The 22,908-nt window shown below is 71.6% G+C and carries 19 protein-coding genes, 1 tRNA gene and 1 riboswitch; all 20 genes read left to right on the plus strand.

Annotated features, from left to right (window positions below; genetic code table 11):
* Nucleotides 1-341: 341 nt before the first annotated feature.
* Nucleotides 342-1,283 carry a site-specific tyrosine recombinase XerD gene (gene xerD, locus IPK37_17080; protein ID QQS00517.1) on the plus strand — a complete coding sequence of 314 codons (942 nt, stop codon included), beginning with the start codon at nucleotides 342-344 and terminating at the stop codon, nucleotides 1,281-1,283.
* An 88-nt stretch (nucleotides 1,284-1,371) separates the two neighbouring features.
* Complete coding sequence (locus IPK37_17085) at nucleotides 1,372-2,301, plus strand: ParA family protein (GenBank protein ID QQS00518.1); 930 nt, start codon at nucleotides 1,372-1,374, stop codon at nucleotides 2,299-2,301.
* A gap of 95 nt (nucleotides 2,302-2,396) precedes the next feature.
* Nucleotides 2,397-3,230, plus strand: coding sequence for a segregation/condensation protein A (locus IPK37_17090; protein ID QQS00519.1), 834 nt, complete (start codon nucleotides 2,397-2,399; stop codon nucleotides 3,228-3,230).
* A 203-nt stretch (nucleotides 3,231-3,433) separates the two neighbouring features.
* Entirely contained in the window at nucleotides 3,434-3,949 is a 516-nt protein-coding gene (scpB, locus tag IPK37_17095) for an SMC-Scp complex subunit ScpB (GenBank protein QQS02970.1), read from the plus strand.
* 404 nt (nucleotides 3,950-4,353) lie between these two features.
* Nucleotides 4,354-5,244: an rRNA pseudouridine synthase gene (locus IPK37_17100; GenBank protein ID QQS00520.1), complete on the plus strand. Its 891-nt coding sequence runs from the start codon at nucleotides 4,354-4,356 to the stop codon at nucleotides 5,242-5,244.
* 35 nt (nucleotides 5,245-5,279) lie between these two features.
* Entirely contained in the window at nucleotides 5,280-6,398 is a 1,119-nt protein-coding gene (locus IPK37_17105; GenBank protein ID QQS00521.1) for a prephenate dehydrogenase, read from the plus strand.
* 11 nt (nucleotides 6,399-6,409) lie between these two features.
* Nucleotides 6,410-7,213, plus strand: coding sequence for a (d)CMP kinase (gene cmk, locus IPK37_17110; protein ID QQS00522.1), 804 nt, complete (start codon nucleotides 6,410-6,412; stop codon nucleotides 7,211-7,213).
* Nucleotides 7,214-7,293: 80 nt separating this feature from the next.
* The gene (gene der / locus IPK37_17115) at nucleotides 7,294-8,814 is read left to right on the plus strand and encodes a ribosome biogenesis GTPase Der (protein ID QQS00523.1); all 1,521 of its coding nucleotides are present in this window, start codon (nucleotides 7,294-7,296) and stop codon (nucleotides 8,812-8,814) included.
* A gap of 102 nt (nucleotides 8,815-8,916) precedes the next feature.
* Nucleotides 8,917-8,990: transfer RNA gene (locus IPK37_17120), tRNA-Pro, on the plus strand.
* Between the two features lie 83 nt (nucleotides 8,991-9,073).
* The gene (locus IPK37_17125; GenBank protein QQS00524.1) at nucleotides 9,074-9,682 is read left to right on the plus strand and encodes a CDP-alcohol phosphatidyltransferase family protein; all 609 of its coding nucleotides are present in this window, start codon (nucleotides 9,074-9,076) and stop codon (nucleotides 9,680-9,682) included.
* Nucleotides 9,683-9,821: 139 nt separating this feature from the next.
* The gene (gcvH, locus tag IPK37_17130; protein ID QQS00525.1) at nucleotides 9,822-10,211 is read left to right on the plus strand and encodes a glycine cleavage system protein GcvH; all 390 of its coding nucleotides are present in this window, start codon (nucleotides 9,822-9,824) and stop codon (nucleotides 10,209-10,211) included.
* Nucleotides 10,212-10,489: 278 nt separating this feature from the next.
* Nucleotides 10,490-10,891 carry an FHA domain-containing protein gene (locus IPK37_17135; protein QQS02971.1) on the plus strand — a complete coding sequence of 134 codons (402 nt, stop codon included), beginning with the start codon at nucleotides 10,490-10,492 and terminating at the stop codon, nucleotides 10,889-10,891.
* A 3-nt stretch (nucleotides 10,892-10,894) separates the two neighbouring features.
* Complete coding sequence (locus tag IPK37_17140; GenBank protein QQS00526.1) at nucleotides 10,895-11,605, plus strand: MerR family transcriptional regulator; 711 nt, start codon at nucleotides 10,895-10,897, stop codon at nucleotides 11,603-11,605.
* Nucleotides 11,606-11,716: 111 nt separating this feature from the next.
* Nucleotides 11,717-12,217, plus strand: coding sequence for a bifunctional nuclease family protein (locus tag IPK37_17145; GenBank protein QQS00527.1), 501 nt, complete (start codon nucleotides 11,717-11,719; stop codon nucleotides 12,215-12,217).
* Between the two features lie 257 nt (nucleotides 12,218-12,474).
* Nucleotides 12,475-13,065, plus strand: coding sequence for a MerR family transcriptional regulator (locus tag IPK37_17150; protein ID QQS00528.1), 591 nt, complete (start codon nucleotides 12,475-12,477; stop codon nucleotides 13,063-13,065).
* A gap of 69 nt (nucleotides 13,066-13,134) precedes the next feature.
* Nucleotides 13,135-13,233: riboswitch (glycine riboswitch) on the plus strand.
* Nucleotides 13,234-13,315: 82 nt separating this feature from the next.
* Nucleotides 13,316-16,195 (plus strand): aminomethyl-transferring glycine dehydrogenase, encoded by a 2,880-nt coding sequence (gene gcvP / locus IPK37_17155; GenBank protein ID QQS00529.1) that lies wholly within the window; start codon nucleotides 13,316-13,318, stop codon nucleotides 16,193-16,195.
* Between the two features lie 189 nt (nucleotides 16,196-16,384).
* Nucleotides 16,385-17,878 carry a glutamate--cysteine ligase gene (locus tag IPK37_17160; protein QQS00530.1) on the plus strand — a complete coding sequence of 498 codons (1,494 nt, stop codon included), beginning with the start codon at nucleotides 16,385-16,387 and terminating at the stop codon, nucleotides 17,876-17,878.
* 224 nt (nucleotides 17,879-18,102) lie between these two features.
* Nucleotides 18,103-19,335, plus strand: a complete 1,233-nt coding sequence (locus IPK37_17165; GenBank protein ID QQS00531.1) for a pyrophosphate--fructose-6-phosphate 1-phosphotransferase — start codon at nucleotides 18,103-18,105, stop codon at nucleotides 19,333-19,335.
* Nucleotides 19,336-19,735: 400 nt separating this feature from the next.
* The gene (locus IPK37_17170; protein QQS00532.1) at nucleotides 19,736-21,757 is read left to right on the plus strand and encodes an N-acetylmuramoyl-L-alanine amidase; all 2,022 of its coding nucleotides are present in this window, start codon (nucleotides 19,736-19,738) and stop codon (nucleotides 21,755-21,757) included.
* 160 nt (nucleotides 21,758-21,917) lie between these two features.
* Nucleotides 21,918-22,907, plus strand: coding sequence for a cation transporter (locus IPK37_17175; protein QQS00533.1), 990 nt, complete (start codon nucleotides 21,918-21,920; stop codon nucleotides 22,905-22,907).
* Nucleotide 22,908: the final 1 nt, after the last annotated feature.

Below are 22,908 nucleotides of genomic sequence, written 5' to 3' on the forward strand. Positions count from 1 at the left end.
GATCTGCGCCTGGTAGGTCCGCCCGACGCGGCCCAACCGACACCCCTTCTCAAGTGATGGAGATCACACAAACGTTCCCGGACGTCCCGAATGTATCGACGCGCTCTGCTGGCCCGTTTCCGGGGCTTCTCGGAATTTCGTTGACCGCAAGCCCATTTCCCGGTCTTGCGACGCACCGGCGGATGGGTCTCGACGGCGGCGTCCCGTGGAACTTCCCGTGCGCCGGCGGGCCGCGTTCCAGGAGGAGTGCCGCCCGCACGGAGGGGACATGACATATTTCGTGGAGAGTAGGACGATCGACTCACTGGCCGGGGGGCCGGTGATCCCGAGGGGGACCTGACATGACTGCTGCCGAGCCGGTGGACCTCGATGTCGCCATGCGCATGTGGCTGGACCACTTGCGCGTGGAGAAGGGGGTGGCCCGCAACACCATGCTGTCCTATGGCCGGGACCTGCGCCGCTACAAGGAGTTCCTGCTCCGGCGCGGCATTGCCGACATCCGTCTGGTGACCCAGGAGGACGTCAGCGCCTTCCTCATGGACCTGCGCGACGGCGGCGACGGCCGGGTGCCCCTGTCGGCCGCCTCGTCGGCCCGCTGCCTGGTCGCGGTCCGGGGTCTGCATCGATTCCTGCACGCCGAGGAGATCACCCCGACCAACCCCGGGGCCGACGTGGCCCCGCCGCGTCCGGTCCAGCGCCTGCCCAAGGCCATCACCACCGACGAGGTCAACCGCCTCCTGGCGGCGGCGAGCCTCGGTGACACCCCGGTCGCCATGCGCGACCGCGCGCTGTTGGAGCTGCTGTACGGCTGTGGCGCCCGCATCAGTGAGGCGGTCGGTCTCGACGTCGACGACATCGACCTCAACGCGGGATCGGTGCGGCTGCGGGGGAAGGGCGGCAAGGAGCGGGTGCTGCCCCTGGGCCAGTACGCCCGCGACGCCCTGCAGGCCTACCTCGCCCGCGGCCGGCCCCAGCTCACCCGGGAGGGCGCGGGCGGCGGCGGCGCGGCGGTGTTCCTCAACCAGCGGGGCGGGCGGTTGTCGCGGCAGAGCGCGTGGGCGCTCCTGCAGAGCGCCGCCGAGCGCGCCGGCCTGAAGAACTCGGTCAGTCCGCACACGCTGCGGCACTCGTTCGCCACGCACATGCTCGAGGGCGGCGCGGACGTCCGCGTCGTTCAGGAGCTCCTCGGGCATGCCTCCGTGGCGACGACGCAGATCTACACGCTGGTCACCGTGCAGCACCTGCGCGAGGTCTACGCGCAGAGCCACCCGCGCGCCCGCTGACGCGAATTCGTCGGCCCTCCGGCCGTTGATATCCTCGCGGGTGACGATCGGCGTGAGCCGAGCGTCCCCCCACAACTGGAGGGCGATCATGAGCTCCGAGGCAGTCGACCTCGACGTGGGCGCCGACAGCGCCCTGCTGCACGAGCACCTCCCCGGCACCGAGTCGGCGGCCCTGGGCACCCAGGGCCCGACGGGCCGTCCCATGCCGAGCTTCCCCGACCCCGCACCGCTGACCTCGCACGGCCCGGCCCGGGTCATCGCGATGTGCAACCAGAAGGGGGGCGTCGGCAAGACCACGACGACGATCAACCTCGGGGCGGCGCTCGCCGAGCAGGGCCGCAAGGTGCTGCTGGTCGACTTCGACCCCCAGGGCGCACTCTCGGTGGGACTCGGGATCCGCACCCATGACCTGGACGTCACGGTCTACAACCTGCTGGTCGAGCGCGGCCACGACATCCACGACGTGATCGTGCACACGCGGGTGCCGAACCTCGACGTGGTCCCGGCCAACATCGACCTCTCGGCCGCGGAGGTGCAGCTCGTCGGCGAGGTGGCCAGGGAGATGGTACTCGCCCGAACGCTGCGGCCGATCCTCGATGAGTACGACGTCGTCCTCATCGACTGCCAACCCTCGCTGGGCCTGCTCACGGTCAACGCGCTGACCTCGGCGCACGGCGTCGTCATCCCGCTGGAGTGCGAGTTCTTCGCCATGCGCGGCGTCGCCCTGCTCGTCGAGACCATCGAGAAGGTCTGCGACCGGTTGAACCCGCGGCTGCAGGTCGACGGCATCCTCGCCACGATGTACGACGGGCGGACCCTGCACAGCCGCGAGGTCGTGCGCAGCGTCGTCGACCACTTCCAGGACCTGGTGTTCCACACGGTCATCAGCCGGACGGTGAAATTCCCCGACGCGACGCTCGCGGCCGAGCCGATCACGTCGTACGCCCCCGGCACGGCCGCAGCGGAGTCGTACCGGCAGCTCGCGCGCGAGCTGATCGCGCGCGGGGGTGCGGCCTGATCGGCGAGGCTCCTGCCGTCGGCGACGTTGTCGAGGCCGACCCGGATGGCGGCCTGGGCCCCGACGCACCGCAGGAGGCGCTGACCCCGGGCGGCGTGCTGACCCGGCGGGCCCCCGCCGCGCCGTTCGAGGTTCACCTGGAGCAGTTCGACGGCCCGTTCGATCTCCTCCTGGGGCTCATCGGCAAGCACCGGCTGGACGTCACCGAGATCGCGCTGGCCGCCGTCACCGACGAGTTCATCGCGCACCTGCGCGCCCAGCAGGGCGAGGGGGCCGACTGGGACCTCTCGGAGACGACCGAATTCCTCGTCGTGGCCGCCACCCTCCTCGACCTGAAGGCGGCCCGGCTGCTGCCCCGCCTGGACGGTGACGACGAGGACCTCGAACTCATCGAGGCGCGGGACCTGCTGTTTGCCCGACTCCTGCAGTACCGGGCCTTCAAGGAGGTCGCGGCCACGTTCGCCGTACGGATGGACACGCTGGGACGGGTCGTCGCGCGCCAGGCCGGCCTCGACGAACGGTTCGCCGGGCTGTTGCCCGAGCTGACCCTGGGCGTCGATCCGGACCGGTTCGCGCGCATCGCCGCGCTGGCGATGATCCCCAAGCTGCCGCCGACGGTCGCGCTGGAGCACCTGCACGCCGCGAAGGTGAGCGTCCGCGAGCAGTCCGTCCTCGTCACGGGCGCCCTGCGGGCGCACGGCGCGCTGGCCTTTCGCAAGCTGGTCGAGGACGCGGACTCGACCCTGGTCATCGTTGCCCGCTTCCTCGTCGTGCTCGAGCTGTTCCGCGACGGCTCCGTGGCGTTCGATCAGGCCGAGTCCCTCGGCCCGCTCACGGTCCGGTGGACCGGCGCGGACGGTGCGGACGAGGCGCTGGCGCAGCGGCTGGCGCAGGAGTACGACGAGCCCGCGGAGCAGGAGGAGCCGTGACCGACGGTGACCAAAGGGGCCACGAGGATCTGAGCGGCCTCGACGGCGACCTGGGAGCCCAGGACCCCCGGGAATCCGCGGGCGGCGGCGAGCCGACCGACGGCGACCCGGCCAGCGGCGGGCTCGACCCCGAGCAGGAAGCGCCGGAGGTCGACGTGTGGGCGCTGCCGGGCGGCCCCCGGGCGGCGCTGGAGGCCGTGCTGATGGTCGTCGAGGAGCCGGTGAGCGAGCAGGACCTCGCCGGGGTGTTGGACCTGCCGGACGGCCAGGTGCATCGCTTGCTGGTGGACCTCGCGGAGGAGTACGACCGGGACCGGCGCGGCTTCGCCCTGCGCCCCGTCGGCGGCGGCTGGCGGTTCTATTCTCGGCACGACTACGCCCCGATCGTCGAGCGCTTCGTCCTCGACGGGCAGCGGGCGCGGCTGTCGCAGGCGGCGCTGGAGACGCTCGCGGTCGTCGCGTACCGGCAGCCGGTCTCGCGCGCCCGGGTGGGCGCCGTGCGCGGCGTCAACGTCGATGGCGTCGTCCGGACGTTGCAGACGCGCGGATTGATTCATGAGGTCGGGACGGACCCCGAGCACGGGGCCGTCCTCTACGGAACGACGGACTACTTGCTCGATCGGCTCGGCATCGGCTCGCTGGACGAGCTGCCGGCACTGGCGCCGTACTTGCCGGACGCCGACCTGATCGAGGAGATCGCACGGGAAGGTGGGGCATGACGGGACAGGGACGGGGTGGCTCCGACGGTGGCCGCGGGCGGCCGCGCGGGGCCGGCGGTCGGTCGGGTGGCGCTGGCGGCCGGTCGGGTGGCATGGGCGGCGCCGGCCGTAGGTCAGGCGGGTCAAGCGGCGCAGGCGGATCGGGCGGTTCCCGCGGCGCGGGTGGGGTGCGCCGGGCGGGTCCGCCCGACGGCGGACGTCCTCGCCGCGCCGGATCGGGAGGCGCCGGCGGTACGTCGGCAGGGCGCGCCAGCCAACCCCGCGGCGCCCAGCCGCGCGGCTCCGGGGGCCCTGGACGCGCCGCCGCGGGCGAGAACTCGTGGGGCGGGGGCGACCAGGCCGCCCGGGGCAGTGGCGCAAGCTCGCGCGGGGCGACCTCGCGCGGCGCTGCCCCACGTCCGGCGGTGCCACGCAAGCCCGCCCCCGGCGGCCGAGCCGGCTGGGCGGCCGGGGACACCCCCCGCAAGCCCGGGCCCGGCGCGCGCCGGGCCGGGCCCGGCGCGGGTGCTGGTGCGCGTGGGGCCGCGGGGCGCAGCGGGCCGCCGCCACCCGAGGTCGACGTCCACGACCCGGACGGCATCCGGCTGCAGAAGCTGCTGGCGGGCGCCGGGATCGGCAGCCGGCGGGCCTGCGAGGCCCTCATCACCGGCGGCCGTGTCGAGGTCGACGGGCATCGGGTCACCGAGCTCGGCGTACGCGTGGATCCGGCCCGCCAGGTCGTCCGCGTCGACGGCGATCGGGTCGTCCTCGACCCCACCCGCGTGTACCTGGCTCTCAACAAGCCGCTGGGCGTGGTGTCGACGATGAGCGACGACCGGGGCCGCCCGTGCGTCGGCGACCTCGTGGAGGGCCGCCCGGAGCGACTGTTCCACGTCGGTCGGCTGGACACCGACACGGACGGCCTCCTGCTGCTCACGAACGATGGGGAACTGGCGAATCGCCTGCAGCACCCGTCGTACGGCATCCCGAAGACCTACATCGCGACGGTCCCCGGGCCGGTCGCGCACGACGTCGGCCGGACGCTGCGGGCGGGCGTGGAGCTCGAGGACGGCACGGTGGCGGTCGACGGCTTCCGCCTCATCGACTCCGTCCCCGGCCGAGCGATCGTGGAGGTCGTGCTGCACGAGGGCAAGAAGCACGTCGTACGGCGGTTGCTGGAGGCCGTCGGGCACCCCGTCGAGAGCCTGACCCGGACCAACGTGGGGCCGGTGCGGATCGGGGACCTCAAGCCGGGCAAGCTGCGGCCGCTCAACGGCAAGGAGATCGCGGCGCTCTACGAAGCGGCGGGGCTGTGACCTCGAGCGACCGCGTGCGTTCTGGGAATCGCCGGGTGCGCATCGTCGGCACCGGTCTCATCGGGACGAGCATCGGCCTGGCCCTGCGGCGGACCGGCGTCGAGGTGACGCTCGCCGATCCCTCGCCGACAGCGGTCGCCCTCGCCCGGGACCTGGGCGCCGGCCGCGTCGCCGGCGAAGACGACCAGCCGGACCTCGTGGTCGTCGCCGCCCCGCCGGACGTCGCCGCCGCCGTGGTCGTCCAGGAGTTGCTGGCCTGGCCGCAGGCCGTGGTCACCGATGTGGCCTCGGTCAAGTCGGCGGTGCTCGCGGGGTGTGCCCGCCGGGCGGCGCGGCTGGGTGCGGGTGCGGGGCTGCTGTCGCGGTACGTCGGGGGCCATCCCATGTCGGGCCGCGAGCGCAGCGGCGCGGTGGCGGCCCGGGACGACCTGTTCGAGGGGCGGCCCTGGGTGGTGTGCGCGCATCCCGGTTCGGCGGCCGAGGCCGTCGAGGCGGTGACCTGGCTCGCGCAGCGGGTGGGTGCGGCGGCCATCGCCATGCCGCCGGACGAGCACGACCTCGCGGTCGCCGCCGTCTCGCACGCCCCGCAGGTGGCCGCCAGCCTGGTCGCGGCGCGGCTGCGTGACCTGCCGGTCGACGCGGTCGGCCTCGCCGGGCAGGGCGTCCGCGACGTGACCCGGATCGCGGACAGCGATCCCGCCCTCTGGACCCAGATCCTCGCGGCCAACGCCGGGGCGGTCGCGGACGTCCTCGCGGCCCTGCAGGAGGACCTGGGTTCCGTCGTCGGGGCCCTGCGCGAGCTGTCCGCGGATCCCGAGGTCGCCGAGGGTGCCCGCGCGGTCCTCGCCCGGTGCGTCGCCGCGGGGCAGTCGGGCCGGGCCCGCATCCCGGGAAAGCACGGGGCCGCGCCGACGCAGTACGGCGTGGTGACGGTGGTCGTCTCGGACGAGCCGGGCACGGTAGCCAGGCTGCTCGCCGACGTCGGCAACGCGGGGGTCAACATGGAGGACCTGCGCATCGAGCATCAGCTCGGCCGGGAGAAGGGCGTCGCCGAGGTCTTCGTCGTCCCGGCCGCGGCGGCTCCCCTGGCCGAGGTGCTCCGCGGGCTGGGCTGGTCGGTGCACGGCGACGGGCTCACCACGGCCGCCGGATAGGCTCGGGGACCGTGACCTCGCCTGACGCACCTCGTCCCCCCGCGCCCCGGCCGCCGGCGTCCTGGGATCCGCTCGGCCCCGGCCTCGTCGTCGCGATCGACGGCCCCTCGGGGTCGGGGAAGTCCAGCGTGTCCCGGCAGGTCGCGGCGCGCCTGGGACTGGCCTACCTCGACACGGGAGCCATGTACCGTGCCCTCGCCTGGTGGTGCGCCGACCAGGGCGTGGACCTGTCCGACACCGTCGCGGTGGCGGCTACAGCCCGGGATCTGCCCCTGCAGATGGGCACGGACCCCGAGTCGCCCGCCGTCCTGGTGGCCGGCCGCGACATCGCCGAGGCCATCCGGACGAGCGCGATCTCCACGGTGGTCTCGCAGGTGGCCACCAACCTCGACGTACGCGCCGAGCTGGTGGCCCGCCAACGGCGCCACGTGCAGGAGGCCGCCCGCGGCGCCGGCATCGTCGCCGAGGGACGGGACATCACGACCGTCGTCGCCCCCGACGCGGACGTGCGGGTGCTGCTGGTGGCGAGCGAGGACGCGCGGCTGCGGCGCCGGGCACGGCAGCTCCACGGCGACGGGGGGCTGGCGCAGGTCGACCAGATGCGCGACGAGGTGGTCCGTCGCGACCGCGACGACTCGACGGTCGCGACGTTCCTGCAGCCGGCGGACGGGGTCACCCTGCTCGATACGTCCGCGCTCGACGTCGACGAGTCGGTGGCCGCGGTCTTGGCGCTGGTCGCGGCGGCCGCGGGCCGCACCCTGGACGCCGAGCCCGCGAACGGGCGCGAGAGCGCGGGACCAAGGGACGTCCGCTAGGGCGCCGCGGGATCGGCCTGAGGACACCAGGCACAATGGGAGGTCCGCCGAACCGCCAGTAGGCGGGAAACGAGGAGCACGTGAGCAACCCGACCGGCCCCGCCGAGGCCTTCGAGGCTTCGCAGGACGACCAGGACCACCGGGACGACCAGGGCGACCAGGACCACCAGGTCGCGGCCGCGCTGCTGGCCGGCCTGGATGAATTCGAGCTGGACGAGGCAGACCGCGCGCTGCTCGCCGGCGAGGGCGCCGCCGAGGGCGCGGGCGACGAGGTGGTCGACGTACCGGTGGTGGCCATCATCGGTCGGCCCAACGTCGGCAAGTCGACCCTAGTCAACCGCATCATCGGTCGGCGCGAGGCGGTCGTGGAGGACGTCCCGGGGGTGACCCGCGACCGGGTCGCCTACGACGCGGACTGGGCGGGGCGGCGATTCACCCTCGTCGACACCGGTGGGTGGGAGATCGACGCCTCCGGGATCCATCTGCGGGTGGCGGAGCAGGCGGAGATCGCGATCGAGCTCGCCGACGCCGTGCTGTTCGTCGTGGACGCGGTCGTTGGCGCCACCGACACGGACGAGGCGGTCGTGCGGCTGCTGCGGCGCGCCCACAAGCCGGTCGTGCTCATCGCCAACAAGGTCGACGGTCAGCGCGGCGAGGCCGACGCGACCGCCCTGTGGAGCCTGGGGCTGGGGGAGCCGTACCCCGTCTCGGCGCTGCACGGCCGGGGCACCGGCGACGCCCTCGACGCCCTGCTGGCGGTGCTGCCCGACAAGTCCGCCGTCTCCGGCGCCTACCGCCGCGAGGGCCCTCGTCGCGTGGCGCTCGTGGGGCGGCCCAACGTCGGCAAGTCCAGCCTCCTCAACAAGCTCGCGGGGGAAGAGCGCGTGGTCGTCGACGAGGTGGCGGGCACCACCCGGGACCCGGTCGATGAGGACGTGCAGATCGGCGGCAAGACCTGGCGGTTCGTCGACACGGCGGGCATCCGGCGCCGCGTCCACCTGACCCGGGGCGCGGATTTCTACGCCTCGCTGCGCACGCAGACGGCCCTGGAGAAGGCCGAGGTCGCCGTGGTGCTCATCGACGCCGGCGAATCGATCGCCGAACAGGACGTCCGGGTGGTGCAGCAGGTCATCGACGCCGGGCGCGCGCTCGTGATCGCCTACAACAAGTGGGACACCCTCGACGAGGAGCGGCGCTACTACCTGGAGAAGGAGATCGAGCGGGAGTTCGTGCAGGTCCCGTGGGCCCAGCGGGTCAACATCTCGGCCAGGACCGGGCGGCACACGGACAAACTCGTCCCGGCGCTGGAGACGGCGCTGGAGTCCTGGGACACCCGCATCCCCACGGGTCGGCTGAACGCCTTCTTCGGTGAGGTGGTGGCGGCGCATCCGCACCCCGTCCGTGGCGGGAAGCAGCCCCGGATCCTCTTCGCCACCCAGGCCGCGACGCGCCCGCCGCGGTTCGTCGTCTTCGCCAGCGGCTTCCTGGAGGCGGGCTACCGGCGATTCCTGGAGCGGCGGCTGCGGGAGGAGTTCGGCTTCGTCGGCTCCCCGGTGGAGATCTCCGTCCGGGTGCGCGAGAAGCGTCGGCGCAAGTCCTGACGCCCGCGGGAGGGGATTCGTCGGGCACCGGCCGGGTGCGGTAATCTCGTCCTCGCTTCGCCAAGCGCCGCTCTGATGTGGTGCCGTGGCGAAGTCGATGACCGGGACGTGGCGCAGTTTGGTAGCGCACTTGACTGGGGGTCAAGGGGTCGCAGGTTCAAATCCTGTCGTCCCGACAGGTCGATCGAGAGGGCGGGGCCGATTCGGGCCCCGCCCTCTCGGCGTACGGGGATACCGCGCGACGACGTACGCTTCTGACGTGGCCGAAAGGACGGAACCGGAGCCGACCCGCTCCGATGCCGTGTGGACGATTCCCAACGTGCTCTCGTTCGGCCGGCTCCTCAGTGTCCCGCTGTTTCTCTGGCTGATCGTGGCCGGTGAGGACGGCGCGGCGCTGGCGGTGCTGGCCGTCTCGGGGGCGACGGACTACCTCGACGGACAGATCGCGCGGCGCACCCACACCGTGACCCGACTCGGCCAGGTCCTCGACCCGCTGGCGGACCGGCTGTACATCGTGAGCACGCTGTTCGGGCTGGTCGTCCGGGGCGTCGTCCCACCCTGGTTCGCGGCCGCGCTGGTGCTGCGCGATGTGATCGGCGCGCTCCTCGTTCGCCGCGTGCGCCAGGTGGGTTACCGGGGCTTCCCGGTGCATTTCGTGGGCAAGGCGGCGACGTTCAACCTGCTGTACGCCTTCCCGTTGCTCCTGCTTGCCCAGTGGCAACCGGAGTGGAGCGGCTGGGCGCTGCCGGTCGCCTGGGCGTTCGCGGCGTGGGGGCTGCTGCTGTACTGGGTCGCGCTGGTGATGTACGTCGTCCAGGCACGGGAAATGCTCGCCACGCCGTCCGAGCCATCGGTCGAGGTCCGCTGATCGGTCGGATTGGCCGAACTCGTTGCACGGCAGGTGGGGCACACCTAGTCTCGGAGGCGGTTCGACGGTGCCGGCGGGGCCGGCTCCGCGACCGTGGTGGCGGGGCCCGCCACTGGAGATCACCGCCTGAAGGAGCGAGATGAGCGAGCTGGAGTATCCCCAGGAGTTGCGCTACACGTCCGACCACGAGTGGGTCCGCGTGGGCAATGGGGACACCGTCCGGGTGGGGATCACGAGTTTCGCCCAGGATGCGCTCGGAGATGTCGTCTACGTCAACCTGCCGACGGTCGGCGACGCCGTCACGGTGGGGGACTCCTGCGGCGAGATCGAGTCGACCAAGTCCGTGAGCGACCTCTACAGCCCCCTCACGGGGGAGGTGTCGGCCGTGAACGCCGCGCTCGACGGTACGCCGGAGCTGGTGAACTCCGACCCCTACGGCGAGGGCTGGATGTTCGAGATGACGATGGCCGACCCGGCTCAGCTGGACGACCTGATGGACGCCGACGCGTACACGGCTCAACTGACCTGACCTCGCGCCGGCCGGCGCCGACCACCCCGCGAGGGGTCGGCGCCGGTCGGCCCGTGGACCATAGCTGAAGTGCACCGACACCATCGGTTAGCCTTGACCTCCACTGAGTGTTGAGCATGACCGGACCCGCGCACCGTGCTCACTGCGGGGCGCTCGGTGCTGGAGCCACGACCGACCGCTGTAGCCGTGCGTGATCGTCACGCCCCGTTGAGAGAAGGTGACCGACGGTGACCGACCGTCCCCGCGAGAACGACCCTCGCCGGCATGACCCGTCGACGATGCGCTTCACCGGACTCGGGGACCTCGAAGCCCAGGTCGAGCTGGACCGCGGTCTGACCACCGAAGACCACGACACGATCGACGCCCTCCGGCCCGGCACGGCGCTCCTGCTGGTCCTTCGCGGCCCGAACGCGGGGGCTCGGTTCCTTCTGGACGCGCCGCTGACCACCGTGGGCCGGCATCCCGACAGCGACATCTTCCTTGACGACGTCACCGTCTCCCGCAAGCACGCGCAGTTCGAGCAGGACGGCGACGCCTTCCAGGTGCGCGACGTGGGCTCGCTCAACGGCACCTATGTCAACCGCGAGCGGATCGAGCGCATCGGTCTGCGGACGGGGGACGAGGTGCAGATCGGCAAGTTCCGCCTGGTGTTCTACACGGCCTCGCGACACGACGGCTGAGTCGTGGCCGACACCTCCTCGGCCGGTCGCCTCACCATCGGCGGAGTGCTCGTCCGGCTCAAGCCCGACTTCCCCGACATCAGCATCAGCAAGATCCGGTTCCTCGAGGCCGAGGGTCTGGTCGCACCGGAGCGAACCGCTTCGGGTTATCGCGCGTACGGCGAAAAGGACATCGAGCGGCTGCGCTACATCCTGACCGCGCAGCGCGAACGGTTCTGGCCCCTGAAGGTCATTCGGGACGCCCTCGACGCCATGGACCGCGGCCTGGAGGCACCGCCGCCGCAGCAGTCGCGGGCCCACGTGCCCACCGTCCCGGAAGACACGGACGTGCCGGCCAGTGACTTCTTCCTCACCGACCTGTCGACATTGCGGCTCACGGCCGACGAGGTGTCCCGCAGCAGCGGGCTCCCCGCGGAGACGCTGGGTGCGCTGGTCACCTACGGGCTGCTCCGACCCGACGCGGAAGGGCTGTTCGACGCCTCCGCGCTGCCGATCGCCGCGTCGGCCGCGGCGCTGGCGTCGTACGGCATCGAGGCGCGCCACCTTCGTCCGTTCCGGACCGCGGCCGACCGCGAGATCGGCCTCGCGGATCAGGTGCTCGCGCATACCCGGGGCCGGCACGACGACCGCGCGGAGAACTTGCGCGCCGACCTGTTGCACCACTGCTTGGGGTTGCACGCCGCCCTGGTGAAGGCGGGCCTCGCCCACCGGTAGCGGCGATCGCTGGGGTGGGGCGGGCTCGCGGGTCACCACCGAGGGGCGCTGGGCGCGCTTGCGCCCCCTCCGCGCAGTCGCCGGGGCGGCCGGGGACGTATTGTAGAGAAGGTGAAGGATCTCGATGTCCTCGGCGTCCGCGTCGAGATGCCGACGAACCAGCCGATCGTCCTTCTCCGCGAGCGGGAGGGCGATCGTTACCTGCCGATCTGGGTGGGGGCGGCGGAAGCCGCGGCGATCGCCTACGCCCAGCAAGGGGTGGTGCCGCCCCGGCCGCTGACGCACGACCTCATGGTCGACGTGATCGCCTCACTCGGGCGTTCGCTGGCGGAGGTTCGCATCGTCGAACTGCGCGATGGCGTCTTCTTCGCGACGCTGGTGTTCGACAACGGCGTCGAGGTCAGCTCCCGGACGTCGGACGGCATCGCGCTGGCGCTGCGCACCGGAGCGCCGATCCGTGCGGTGGAGGCGTTGATCGAGGAAGCCGGCATCGCCGTGGCGGACGACGAAGACGACGAGGTTGAGCGCTTCCGGGCCTTCCTGGATCAGGTGTCCGCCGAGGACTTCGATCACCCGGAGGGGGCTCCGGACCCGCCGGGGCGCGCAGAATAGCGGCCTAAGGGTCAACTTGAAGGTTAGCTAGAGGGCGGTGAGATGCATGCGTCGGCGTGTCGCCGCGACGGTCGTTGACGAGGCGGTGCGCCCCTCGTACGGTCGCAGTATCACCGCAGGTCGTGGTGGGGGCGTCTGACGTTCCTCCAGGAGAGTGTGGCCCACAAGGGCGTGTGGCTCGCAGGGTGACAGCGTCACGGGTGGTCCGCGGCGCGAGCCAAGACCGACAGGTCGGGCGGAGTGGGTAAGGAGGGGCCGTGGGCCCTACGAACGAGGCGGAGGCCGGTCGCGGGAGTCGGACCGGCGGCGCACAGGGCGTCCTCTTCGACGACGACCTGCCCAAGCTCGACGCGACGGCTGGCTACCGAGGCCCGACGGCCCAGCGCGCGGCGGGCATCACCTACCGCCAGCTCGATTACTGGGCGCGCACGCACCTCGTGGAACCGTCGATTCGCACGGCCGCCGGGTCCGGCTCGCAGCGCCTCTACAGCTTCCGCGACGTCCTGGTCCTGAAGGTGGTCAAGCGCCTGCTCGACACGGGCGTTTCCCTGCAGCAGATCCGCGTCGCCGTGGAGCACCTGCGCGAACGGGGGGTCGACGACCTAGCGCAGATCACGTTGATGAGCGACGGGGCCTCGGTCTACGAGTGCACGTCCAGCGACGAGGTGATCGACCTCCTGCAGGGCGGCCAGGGCGTCTTCGGTATCGCGGTGGGACGTGTCTGGCGTGAGGTCGAGGGCGACCTCGCGCATCTGCCGACCGAGCACCTGGACGACGGTGGCGACGCCCTGCCGGCGGACGAAGGCGACCAGTTGGCGCAGCGACGGCGAGCGCGGCGGATCGGCTGATTTCGCTCCCGCGCATCCGGGTCATGCGGGGTTCGGCGACGCGTCGGCGGTGCTAGCCTGACGTGGCCGCGACGTCGCGCGGGAGAGCCCCTGTCGAAGTTCTCGCCAGGGCGCCGAAGGGGCAAAGCATCCCCAGAACCTCTCAGGCACCAGGACCGGGTGACTAGGCATCTTGGAGCCGCGCCGGGTGACAAGCGGGGAGAGCACGCCGGACCGTGCCCGATGCGGTCCCGGACCCGAGGAGCGCCCAGTGACCCACGCGAGCCCATTGCCCGAATTCGCCGCCCGCCACCTCGGTCCCCGGGACGAGGACATCGCCACGATGTTGCAGGTCGTGGGGCAGCCCGACCTCGGGGCGCTCGTCGAGGCCACCCTGCCGGCGCGGTTGCGAGACCCCCACCCCCTCCCCGTCGAGCCCGCCGCGAGCGAGCAGGCCGTGCTTGCCGAACTGCGCGCCATCGCGGCCGAGAACGTGCTCAAGACCTCCCTCATCGGCCTGGGCTATCACCACACGGTCATCCCCCCGGTCATCCAGCGCAACGTCCTGCAGAACCCGGCCTGGTACACGGCGTACACGCCCTATCAGCCCGAGATCTCCCAGGGCCGCCTCGAGGCCCTGCTGAACTTCCAGACGATGGTCGCCGATCTGACTGCCCTCGACGTCGCCAACGCCTCGCTGCTCGACGAGGCGACCGCTGCGGCGGAGGCCATGACCCTCATGCGTCGGGCGACGAAGGCCGCGAAGGAGGCGGTGCTGGTCATCGACGAGCAGGTCCTGCCGCAGACGATCGCGGTGATGCGCACGCGGGCGGTCCCCCTGCGCCTCGAGATCCTGGTCGCCGACCTGACGCGCATCGACTCCGAGGCCGCGCTGGCGGCGCTCGCGGGCGGTCGGCCGGTGTTCGGCGCCGTGGTGCAGTACCCGAGCGCCGATGGCGCCGTACGGGACTGGCGCCCGCTCGCAGACGCCGTGCACGCGCAGGGTGGGCTGGTCACGGCCGCCGCGGATCTCCTGGCGTTGACCCTGCTCACCCCGCCGGGGGATTGGGGGGCCGACGTGGCCGTCGGCACGACCCAGCGCTTCGGGGTCCCGATGGCGTGTGGCGGACCGCACGCCGGATACCTCGCGGTGCGCGAACCCCTCGCCCGCACCATGCCGGGCCGCCTCGTCGGCGTCAGCGTCGACGCCTCCGGGGCGCGGGCCTACCGCCTCGCACTCCAAACCCGCGAACAGCACATTCGCAGGGAGAAGGCCACGAGCAACATCTGTACGGCGCAGGTGCTGCTCGCCGTCCTCGCCGCGATGTATGCCGTCTACCACGGTCCGGACGGTCTGCGCCGGATCGCGCGCCGGGTTCATGGCCACGCCCGGACCGCCGCCGCGGCCCTGGCCGACGCGGGATTCGAGCTGGCCGCCGAGCATTATTTCGATCGGCTGACCGTTCGGGTGCCCGGCCGCGCCGACGCGGTGATGACAGCGGCCGCCGAGGACGGCTACAACCTTTGGCGCGCGGGGGAGGACGTCGTGGCGTTCAGCTTCGATGAGGTCACCACGTCCGCCGACGTCCAGGCCGTGCTGCGGGCCTTCGGGGTGGCGGCTCCGGCCGAGAGCGCCGCAGCTGACGAGCCCGCGTGGCCCGAGGCGCTCCGCCGTACCGGCGCCTTCCTGACGGCGGACGTCTTCAACACGTACCACTCCGAGACCCAGATGATGCGCTATCTGCGCCAGCTGGCGGATCGCGACTACGCGCTCGACCGGGGCATGATCCCGCTGGGTTCCTGCACGATGAAGCTTAACGCTGCAGTTGAGATGGAGGCTATTACCTGGCCCGAGTTCGCCGCCTTGCACCCCTTCGCGCCCAGCGATCAGACGCGGGGCAGCCGGCGCATCGTCGCCGAGCTGCAGGCCTGGCTGGCGAGCATCACGGGGTACGACGCCGTCACCGTCCAACCCAACTCCGGCGCCTCCGGGGAGCTCGCGGCGCTCCTCGCCATCCGCAGCTACCACGAGGCCAACGGCGACGAACAGCGCGACGTCTGCCTCATCCCCGCCAGCGCGCATGGGACCAACGCCGCGAGCGCGGCGATGGCCGGGATGCGGGTGGTGGTGGTCAAGACCGCCCTGGACGGCAGCGTCGACATGGCGGACCTGCGGGAGAAGGTGACCACGCACCGCGAGGTCCTCGCCGCCGTCATGATCACCTACCCGTCGACGCACGGCGTGTACGAGGACACGGTCACCGAACTCTGCGAGCTGGTGCACGCGGCGGGGGGTCAGGTCTACATCGACGGCGCGAACATGAACGCGCTGGTGGGCATGGCCAAGCCCGGCGTCTTCGGGGGAGACGCGAGCCACCTCAACCTGCACAAGACGTTCGCGATCCCGCACGGTGGCGGAGGTCCCGGCGTGGGGCCCGTCGGTGTCCGCGCGCACCTCGCCCCGTATCTGCCCAATCATCCGCTGGACCCCACCGCCGGCCCCGACACCAGCCCTGGCCCGGCCGCCGGCGCGCCGTTCGGGTCGATGGGGGTGCTGCCGATCAGCTGGGCGTACATCCGGCTCATGGGCGATGCCGGCCTGACCAAGGCGACCAGGGTCGCGGTGCTGAACGCCAACTATGTGGCCGCGCGCCTGCGCGAGCACTACCCCGTCCTCTACTCCGGTCCCGGCGGGCTCGTCGCCCACGAGTGCATCCTCGACCTGCGCGAGATCACCAAGCGCACGGGCGTGACCGTGGACGACGTCGCCAAGCGGCTCATCGACTACGGCTTCCACGCCCCGACGATGAGTTTTCCGGTGGCAGGCACCCTCATGGTCGAGCCGACCGAAAGCGAGGATCGGGTCGAGCTGGACCGGTTCTGCGACGCCATGATCGCGATCCGTGCCGAGATCGAGGAGGTCGCCGACGGGGCCCGGCCGGTGGCGGCCTCGGCGCTGCGGGGAGCCCCGCACACGGCCGCGTGTCTGGTGCAGGACTGGACCGCGGAGTACGACCGGGCCACGGCCGTCTACCCCCTCGGGGTGGATCCCCTGCGCAAGTACTGGCCGCCCGTCCGGCGCATCGACGGTGCCTACGGGGACCGCAATCTGGTCTGTTCCTGCCCGCCACCGGAGGCGTTCGAGGACTGAGGGCCCCGGTCGGAGCGCCTCGGGATCGAGCGGCGGGGGTGCGCGCCCCGCCGGAGCAATGTGGCGCATGCCTCGCGACCGCTGCGCCACAAAGCGCGGGCCGCCGCGCGCCCAGGCCCTAGGGTGTGCTTTGCTCTGGGCACGTGTCCGGGTCCACCGGGTGTCCTCGTCTCGATCCGGGAGGTTCCCATGGGGGCTGAGGTTGGCGGCGCCGATTGGAGCAACCAGGATCGCCAGCGCTATCGCGAGAAGGTGCGGCAGGACCTGGATGTCCTGGAGCGCATGCTGGCCAGCCATCAATTCGACGCCCACGCCCCGACGGCGGGGTTCGAGGTCGAGATGAGTCTGGTCGACGACGACATGCGCCCCTGCCGCCGCAACGCGGAGATCATCGCGGCCCTCGACGACGAGGCGTTCGTCCCCGAACTGGGCCGATTCAACCTCGAGCTCAACGTCGATCCCCGGGTGCTGGTGGGCGACAAGGGGCAGGAACTCGAAGAGGAGCTGGTCACCCGGCTGCACCGGGTGCGCCAGGCCGGCGCGGAGCTGGGCTGCCGACCGGCCGCCGTGGGCGTCCTGCCCACGCTCCTCCCGGAGGACCTGGGCGACGGCTGGATGAGCGACAACACCCGCTACGCCGCGCTGAACGAGGCGATCATGCGCGCCCGCGGCGAGGACATCTCCATCGATCTCGAGGGGTCGACGGGGGAGCGGCTGGCCTACTACAGCGATTCGATAGCGCCTGAATCGGCCTGCACATCGTTCCAGCTGCACCTCCAGGTGGCCCCGCAGGCCTTCGCCGCCGCCTGGAACGCTGCCCAAGCGATCGCCGGGCCCCAGGTGGCCGTCGCGGCGAACTCGCCGTTCTTCTGCGGCAAGGCCCTTTGGCACGAGACGCGGATCGAGCTGTTCCGGCAGGCCACGGACACCCGCCCGGTAGAGATCGCCAACCAGGGCGTGCGGCCCCGGGTGCTCTTCGGCGACCGCTGGATCACGTCGATCTTCGACCTCTTCGAGGACAACGTGCGCTATTACCCCGCGCTGTTGCCCGAGGTGTCCGACGAGGACCCGGTCGGCGTTCTCGAGGCCGGCGAGGCGCCCGAGCTGGCCGAGCTGATGCTGCATAACGGCACCGTCTACCGGTGGAATCGGCCCATCTACGACACCGCGGACGGTCGCCCCCACCTGCGGGTGGAGAACCGGGTGCTGCCCTCCGGCCCCACGCCGCTCGACATGGTGGCGAACGCGGCGCTCTACTACGGCCTGGTCGCGGTGCTGGCGGCCGACGAGCGGCCGATCTGGTCGCAGATGAGCTTCTCCGCCGCCGAAGCCAACTTCCGCCACGGGGCCCGGGACGGGATGCTCGGGCGGATGTACTGGCCCGGCTACTCGACCCTGACCGCGGACGAGCTCACCCTGCGCCACCTGCTGCCGCTGGCCCAGGACGGGCTCGCTCAGGCCGGTGTGTCGTCCGCGGCGTCCGATCGCTATCTGGGAGTCATCGAGGGGCGGTGCCTGTCGCGCCAGAACGGCGCCACGTGGCAGCTGGAATGCGTCCGGCGCCTCGAGGACGGCGGCGCGGATCGAGCCACCGCGCTGCGAGAGATGCTGCGGATCTACCTGGAGTACGCCGAGAGCAACGAGCCCGTGCACACCTGGGGACTGCCGATCGATCAGGACTGAGGGCCGGCGCGCGAGGAGCGGCGTGCGGCGCCGCCCGCGCCGCCCGCGGCGCCACCGGGGCCTTCGTGGCCGGCTCGTGCCCCGCTCGTGCCCCGCTCGGGGTGGGCTGCCGCCGCGCGTCCTTCACGCCAGCCAGGCTGCCTGACGCGGTCCCGCGGTGAGGGGGTCTGAAACGGCTAAGGTGGGCCGCGAGATCACTCGTCCGACCTGGGAGTTGATGCTGCATGTCCGTACGTCGCGTCGCCTTGCTCACCGCCGGCGGCTTCGCCCCGTGCCTCTCGTCGGCCGTGGGTGGCCTCATCCAGCGATACAGCGAGGTCGCCCCGGATGTCGAGATCATCGCCTACAAGCACGGCTACCAGGGCCTGCTCAAGGGTGACATCCTGCACGTCACCGATGCGGTGCGGCAGAACGCGGGCCTGCTGCACCAGTACGGCGGGTCGCCGCTGGGCAACTCACGCGTGAAGCTGACCAACATCAAGGACCTGATCAAGCGCGGGCTGATCCCCGACGACGGGACCGACCCGCTGGCCTACGCCGCCGAGCGGCTGACGGCCGACGGCGTCGACGTGCTGCACACGATCGGCGGCGACGACACCAACACGACGGCGGCCGACCTCGCCGCTCACCTGGAGAAGACGGGGCACCACCTGGTGGTCGTGGGCCTGCCCAAGACCATCGACAACGACATCGTGCCGATCCGGCAGAGCCTGGGCGCGCAGTCTGCCGCCGAACAGGGTGCGCGCTTCGCCGCGAACGTGATCGCCGAGCACAACGCCGGCTCGCGCATGCTCATCATCCACGAGGTCATGGGCCGCAATTGCGGCTGGCTGACCGCCGCAACGGCCCGCGAATACCGCAAGTGGCTCGACACTCGCGACTGGCTGCCGGAGTTCGGCCTGTCCCGGGAGGCGTGGGACATCCACGGCTGCTACGTGCCCGAGATCGAGCTGCACATCGACGGTGAGGCCGAGCGTCTCAAGCACGTCATGGACACGGTGGGCAACGTCAACCTGTTCATCTCGGAGGGGGCCGGCGTCGCCGACATCGTCGAGCAGATGGAGGCCGGCGGCGAGGACGTGCCCCGCGACGCGTTCGGGCACGTGCGCCTCGACGAGATCAACCCGGGGGCCTGGTTCGGCAAGCAGTTCGCGGCCCAGCTCGGCGCCGAGAAGGTCCTCGTCCAGAAGTCCGGCTACTTCTCCCGCTCGGCCCCGGCCAACGAGTTCGACCTGCAGCTCATCAAGAAGATGACGGATCTTGCGGTCGACTCCGCGCTGGCCGGTACGCCGGGTGTCATCGGCAACGACGAGGACCACGGGGACGAGCTGCGTCCGATCGAATTCGACCGGATCGCGGGCCACAAGGCCTTCGACTTCCACGCCGAGTGGTTCACCACCATGCTCCGCGAGATCGGCCAGGGCTGGCCCGAGGCGCAGCACCCCGGCGGCCAGTGAGCGCGCGGCTGCGGCCGCGCAGCGGCCGCAGCCGGCCACGGCGTACGCCTGTTTCAAAACGGTGACGCCGGAGAATAACTAGAACGGACGTCCGACTTAGGGTCCAAGCCCGGTGGTCTATGACCACCGGGCTTGTTTGCGTGCCGTCTGGCCGATAATTACGGACCGTTCGCAGTCAGCCGGACGGTCCGCCAGGATTTGGCTTCTTGTCTGCACAGTCTGCATGCCTACATTTGCTCACGTTCGCCGGCGACCTGCCGAACTGCCTACCGAGTCCTACCTGCGCAAATCACTTGTGACGGGAAGATCCGGATAAATATGGCGGACGCCAGTGCCGCCGTCGTCCGGTGGCGGCGGTGCGAAGGCCGTCGAACGAATCGAAGGCAAGGGAGATCCTCAAGTGCGGCTGCGACGACTGACCCCTGTACTGGCCGGGGTGCTGCTCACGCCCCTGTTCGTGGTCCTCCCGATGGAACTCACCTCGGCCGCGCCGACGCCGAAGCCCGTCGCGGGCGGCCAATCGGAGACCACGATGGTCGACGTGGCGCAGCCCGAGGCGGCCACCGCGGCCAAGCTGTCCGCCAGCGAACTCGCCGAGGCGCAGCGCCAGGTCACCGCCGACAGCCTGGGCGCCAAGGCGCTGCCCGCGGCCGGCGTACAGGTGCTCAAGGCGACCTCCCCCCAGGCCGTCAACGCCAAGCTCAGCGCGGTCGCCGTCACCTGGGCGGCCGGCACCGGCGCACCGTCGGTCGTGCAGATCCGGTCCAAGCGCGACGGGAACTGGGGGGCCTGGGAGAACGTCGACGTCGACGCGTCCGCCGGGCCGGACGCGAAGAAGAACGCCAAGGGCAAGCCCACGCGGCAGGGCAGCGAGCTCTACATGGTCACCGGGGCCACCGAGGTGCAGGGCCGCGTCCTCGGCTCCCCGGGCGCAGCGCCGGTCGACCCCAAGCTCACGGTCATCGATCCGGGCGCGTCCGACGCGGATGCCACGGTGGGCACCACCAAGCCCGGCGCCGCGCAGGCCGTCACCGCCCGGCCGGACATCCTGACCCGCGCGCAGTGGGGCGCCGACGAGACCTGGCGCACCGGCACTCCCGAGGACAACGAGCCCCGGGGCATCGTCATTCACCACACCGCCGACAGCAACAACTACGACCAGGCCGCGGTGCCCGGCATGATGCGGGCGATGTACCGGTACGCCACGAAGACGCTGGGCTGGGACGACATCGCCTACAACTTCGTCATCGACCGGTACGGGCGCATCTGGCAGGGTCGCGCCTGGCTCTACCCCGAGCAGCCCGTGTTCCCCGCCGCCCATCTGTCGAACAACGACCGCGGCGTAGGGGTCTCCATGCTGGGCAACTACGAGCAGGAGGTCCTCTCCTCCTCCGCCCGGTCCGCCCTGGTCAAGCTGTTGGCGTGGAAGGCGAGCCTGCACGGGATCAACCCGTTGGGCTCGACCACTTGGTACAACAACAAGACCGAGCGCTACGAGACGATGCCGACCATCAACGGCCACCGGGACACCTACTACACGGCCTGCCCGGGCGCGAACCTCTACCCGCTCATCCCGTCCATCCGGCAGCAGGTGGCCGCCCTGACCGGGGCCTCTGGCTCGGGCGGCTCGACACCGTCCCTGCCGACCGCTGGGCGCGTCTTCCGTGACTTCGACGGGATGGCGGACACCGACGTCCTCGCGCGCGACGGCAGCGGGCAGCTGATGCTGTCCAGCCCGAACGGCAAGGGCGACATGACCGAGCCCGAGCCCATCGGCGGCAAGGGCTGGCAGCAGTTCGACGTGGTCACCGTGGCGGGGGACTGGTCCGGAGACGGGACCCCGGACATCCTCGCCCGCACGGCCTGGAACGGCGACCTCTGGCTCTACCCGGGCGACGGCCGCGGCGGCTTCAAGACCGCCCGCAAGATCGGCAACGGATGGGGAGACATGCAGACGATCGTCGCCCCCGGCGACTGGAACGGCGACGGCCTGCCCGACATCATCGCCACGAACCGCACGAACTGGAACATGTATTTCTACTCCGGCGACGGCAAGGGCGGCTTCAGCCAGTCCGGGGCGCGGATCGGCAATGGCTGGGGCGGTATCAAGTCCTTCGCCGCCGTCGGCTCCTGGAGCGGCGACGGCCGGCCGAGCCTCATCGCCATGACCTTCGACGGTCTCGGCGTGGTCTACACCGGCACCGGCCGGGGCGGCTTCGCCGGCCAGGTCAACCAGCCGGGCGACTGGAGCGACTACGAGGTCCTCACGGGCGTCTCGAACGCCAAGGGCGACGGGAAGGCGGGCGTCCTCGCCGTCACCGGCGACGGCACGGCCTCGTTCGGAACCCGGGCCGCCAATGGCACCGTGGCGTTCCGCCAGATCGGGCAGTCGTTCTCCGGCTACAAGGTCTTCGCCGGCTAAGCGGGTTCGCCGACGCTCGCCGTACGTCGTTCTTCGGCGTACGGCGTCGCTTGTCGACGCTCGGTGGACGGCGTCGCTCGCGGACGCTCGACGTACGGCGTTGCGCGCCTGAGGATCACCTGAGTTGGGCGCGTCCTCGTCGCGGACGATACTGACGCACGTGACAGTTCCCCAGGACGCACCGGATCGGTCCCGGCTCACGCGGTTCGCGTGGCTCTCGGTGGCGGCGGCGCTGCTGACGATCGGACTGAAGTCGGGCGCCTACCTGCTGACCGGGTCGGTCGGGCTCCTGTCCGACGCAGCGGAATCGGTGGTCAACCTCGTCGCGGCCGTTGTGGCGCTCTACGTGCTCGCGGTCGCCGCCCGTCCGGCCGACGAGCAGCACCAGTTCGGTCATGCGAAGGCCGAGTACTTCTCGGCCGCCGTCGAGGGCGGCATGATCGTGCTGGCTGCGGCCTTCATCATCTACTCGGCCGTGCAGCGCCTGCTCGAGCCGCAGCCCCTGGAGAACGTGGGGATCGGCCTCGGCGTCAGCGTGTTCGCCTCGGCGATCAACGGGGCGGTGGCGGTCGTCCTCCTGCGCGCCGGTCGGACGTATCGGTCGCTGACCCTCACCGCCGACGGAAAGCACCTGCTCACCGACGTGTGGACCTCGGCAGGGGTGGTGCTCGGGGTGCTGCTCGTGGCGCTGACGGGCTGGGAGCGCCTCGATCCGATCATCGCGATCCTGGTCGGTGTCAACATCGTGCTCACCGGCTATCGGCTGCTGATGACCTCGACGGTCGGGCTGATGGATTCGGCGTGGCCGGCTCAGGAGAACGAGGCCTTTGCGGCCATGCTGGCGCGGTTCGCCGGCGCGGAGGTGCGCTTCCATGCGCTGCGCACGCGGGAGGCAGGCCATCAGAAGTTCGCGGAGGTGCACATGCTGGTGCCGGGGGAGTGGACGGTACGGCGTGGCCACGACGTCGTCGAGGACGTGGAGGAGGAATCGCGCCGCTCGTTCCCCGACGTACAGCTCATCGTGCACCTGGAGCCCCTGGAGGATCCTCGCGCCTATGACGACTTCCCCACCGAGGTCATGATCCACCAGCCCATCGGCGCGACGGGGCCGGACACGCCGCCCCGGGACGAGACCTCGGACAGGGCATGAC

Source organism: Austwickia sp., assembly GCA_016699675.1.
Lineage (GTDB): Bacteria > Actinomycetota > Actinomycetes > Actinomycetales > Dermatophilaceae > Austwickia.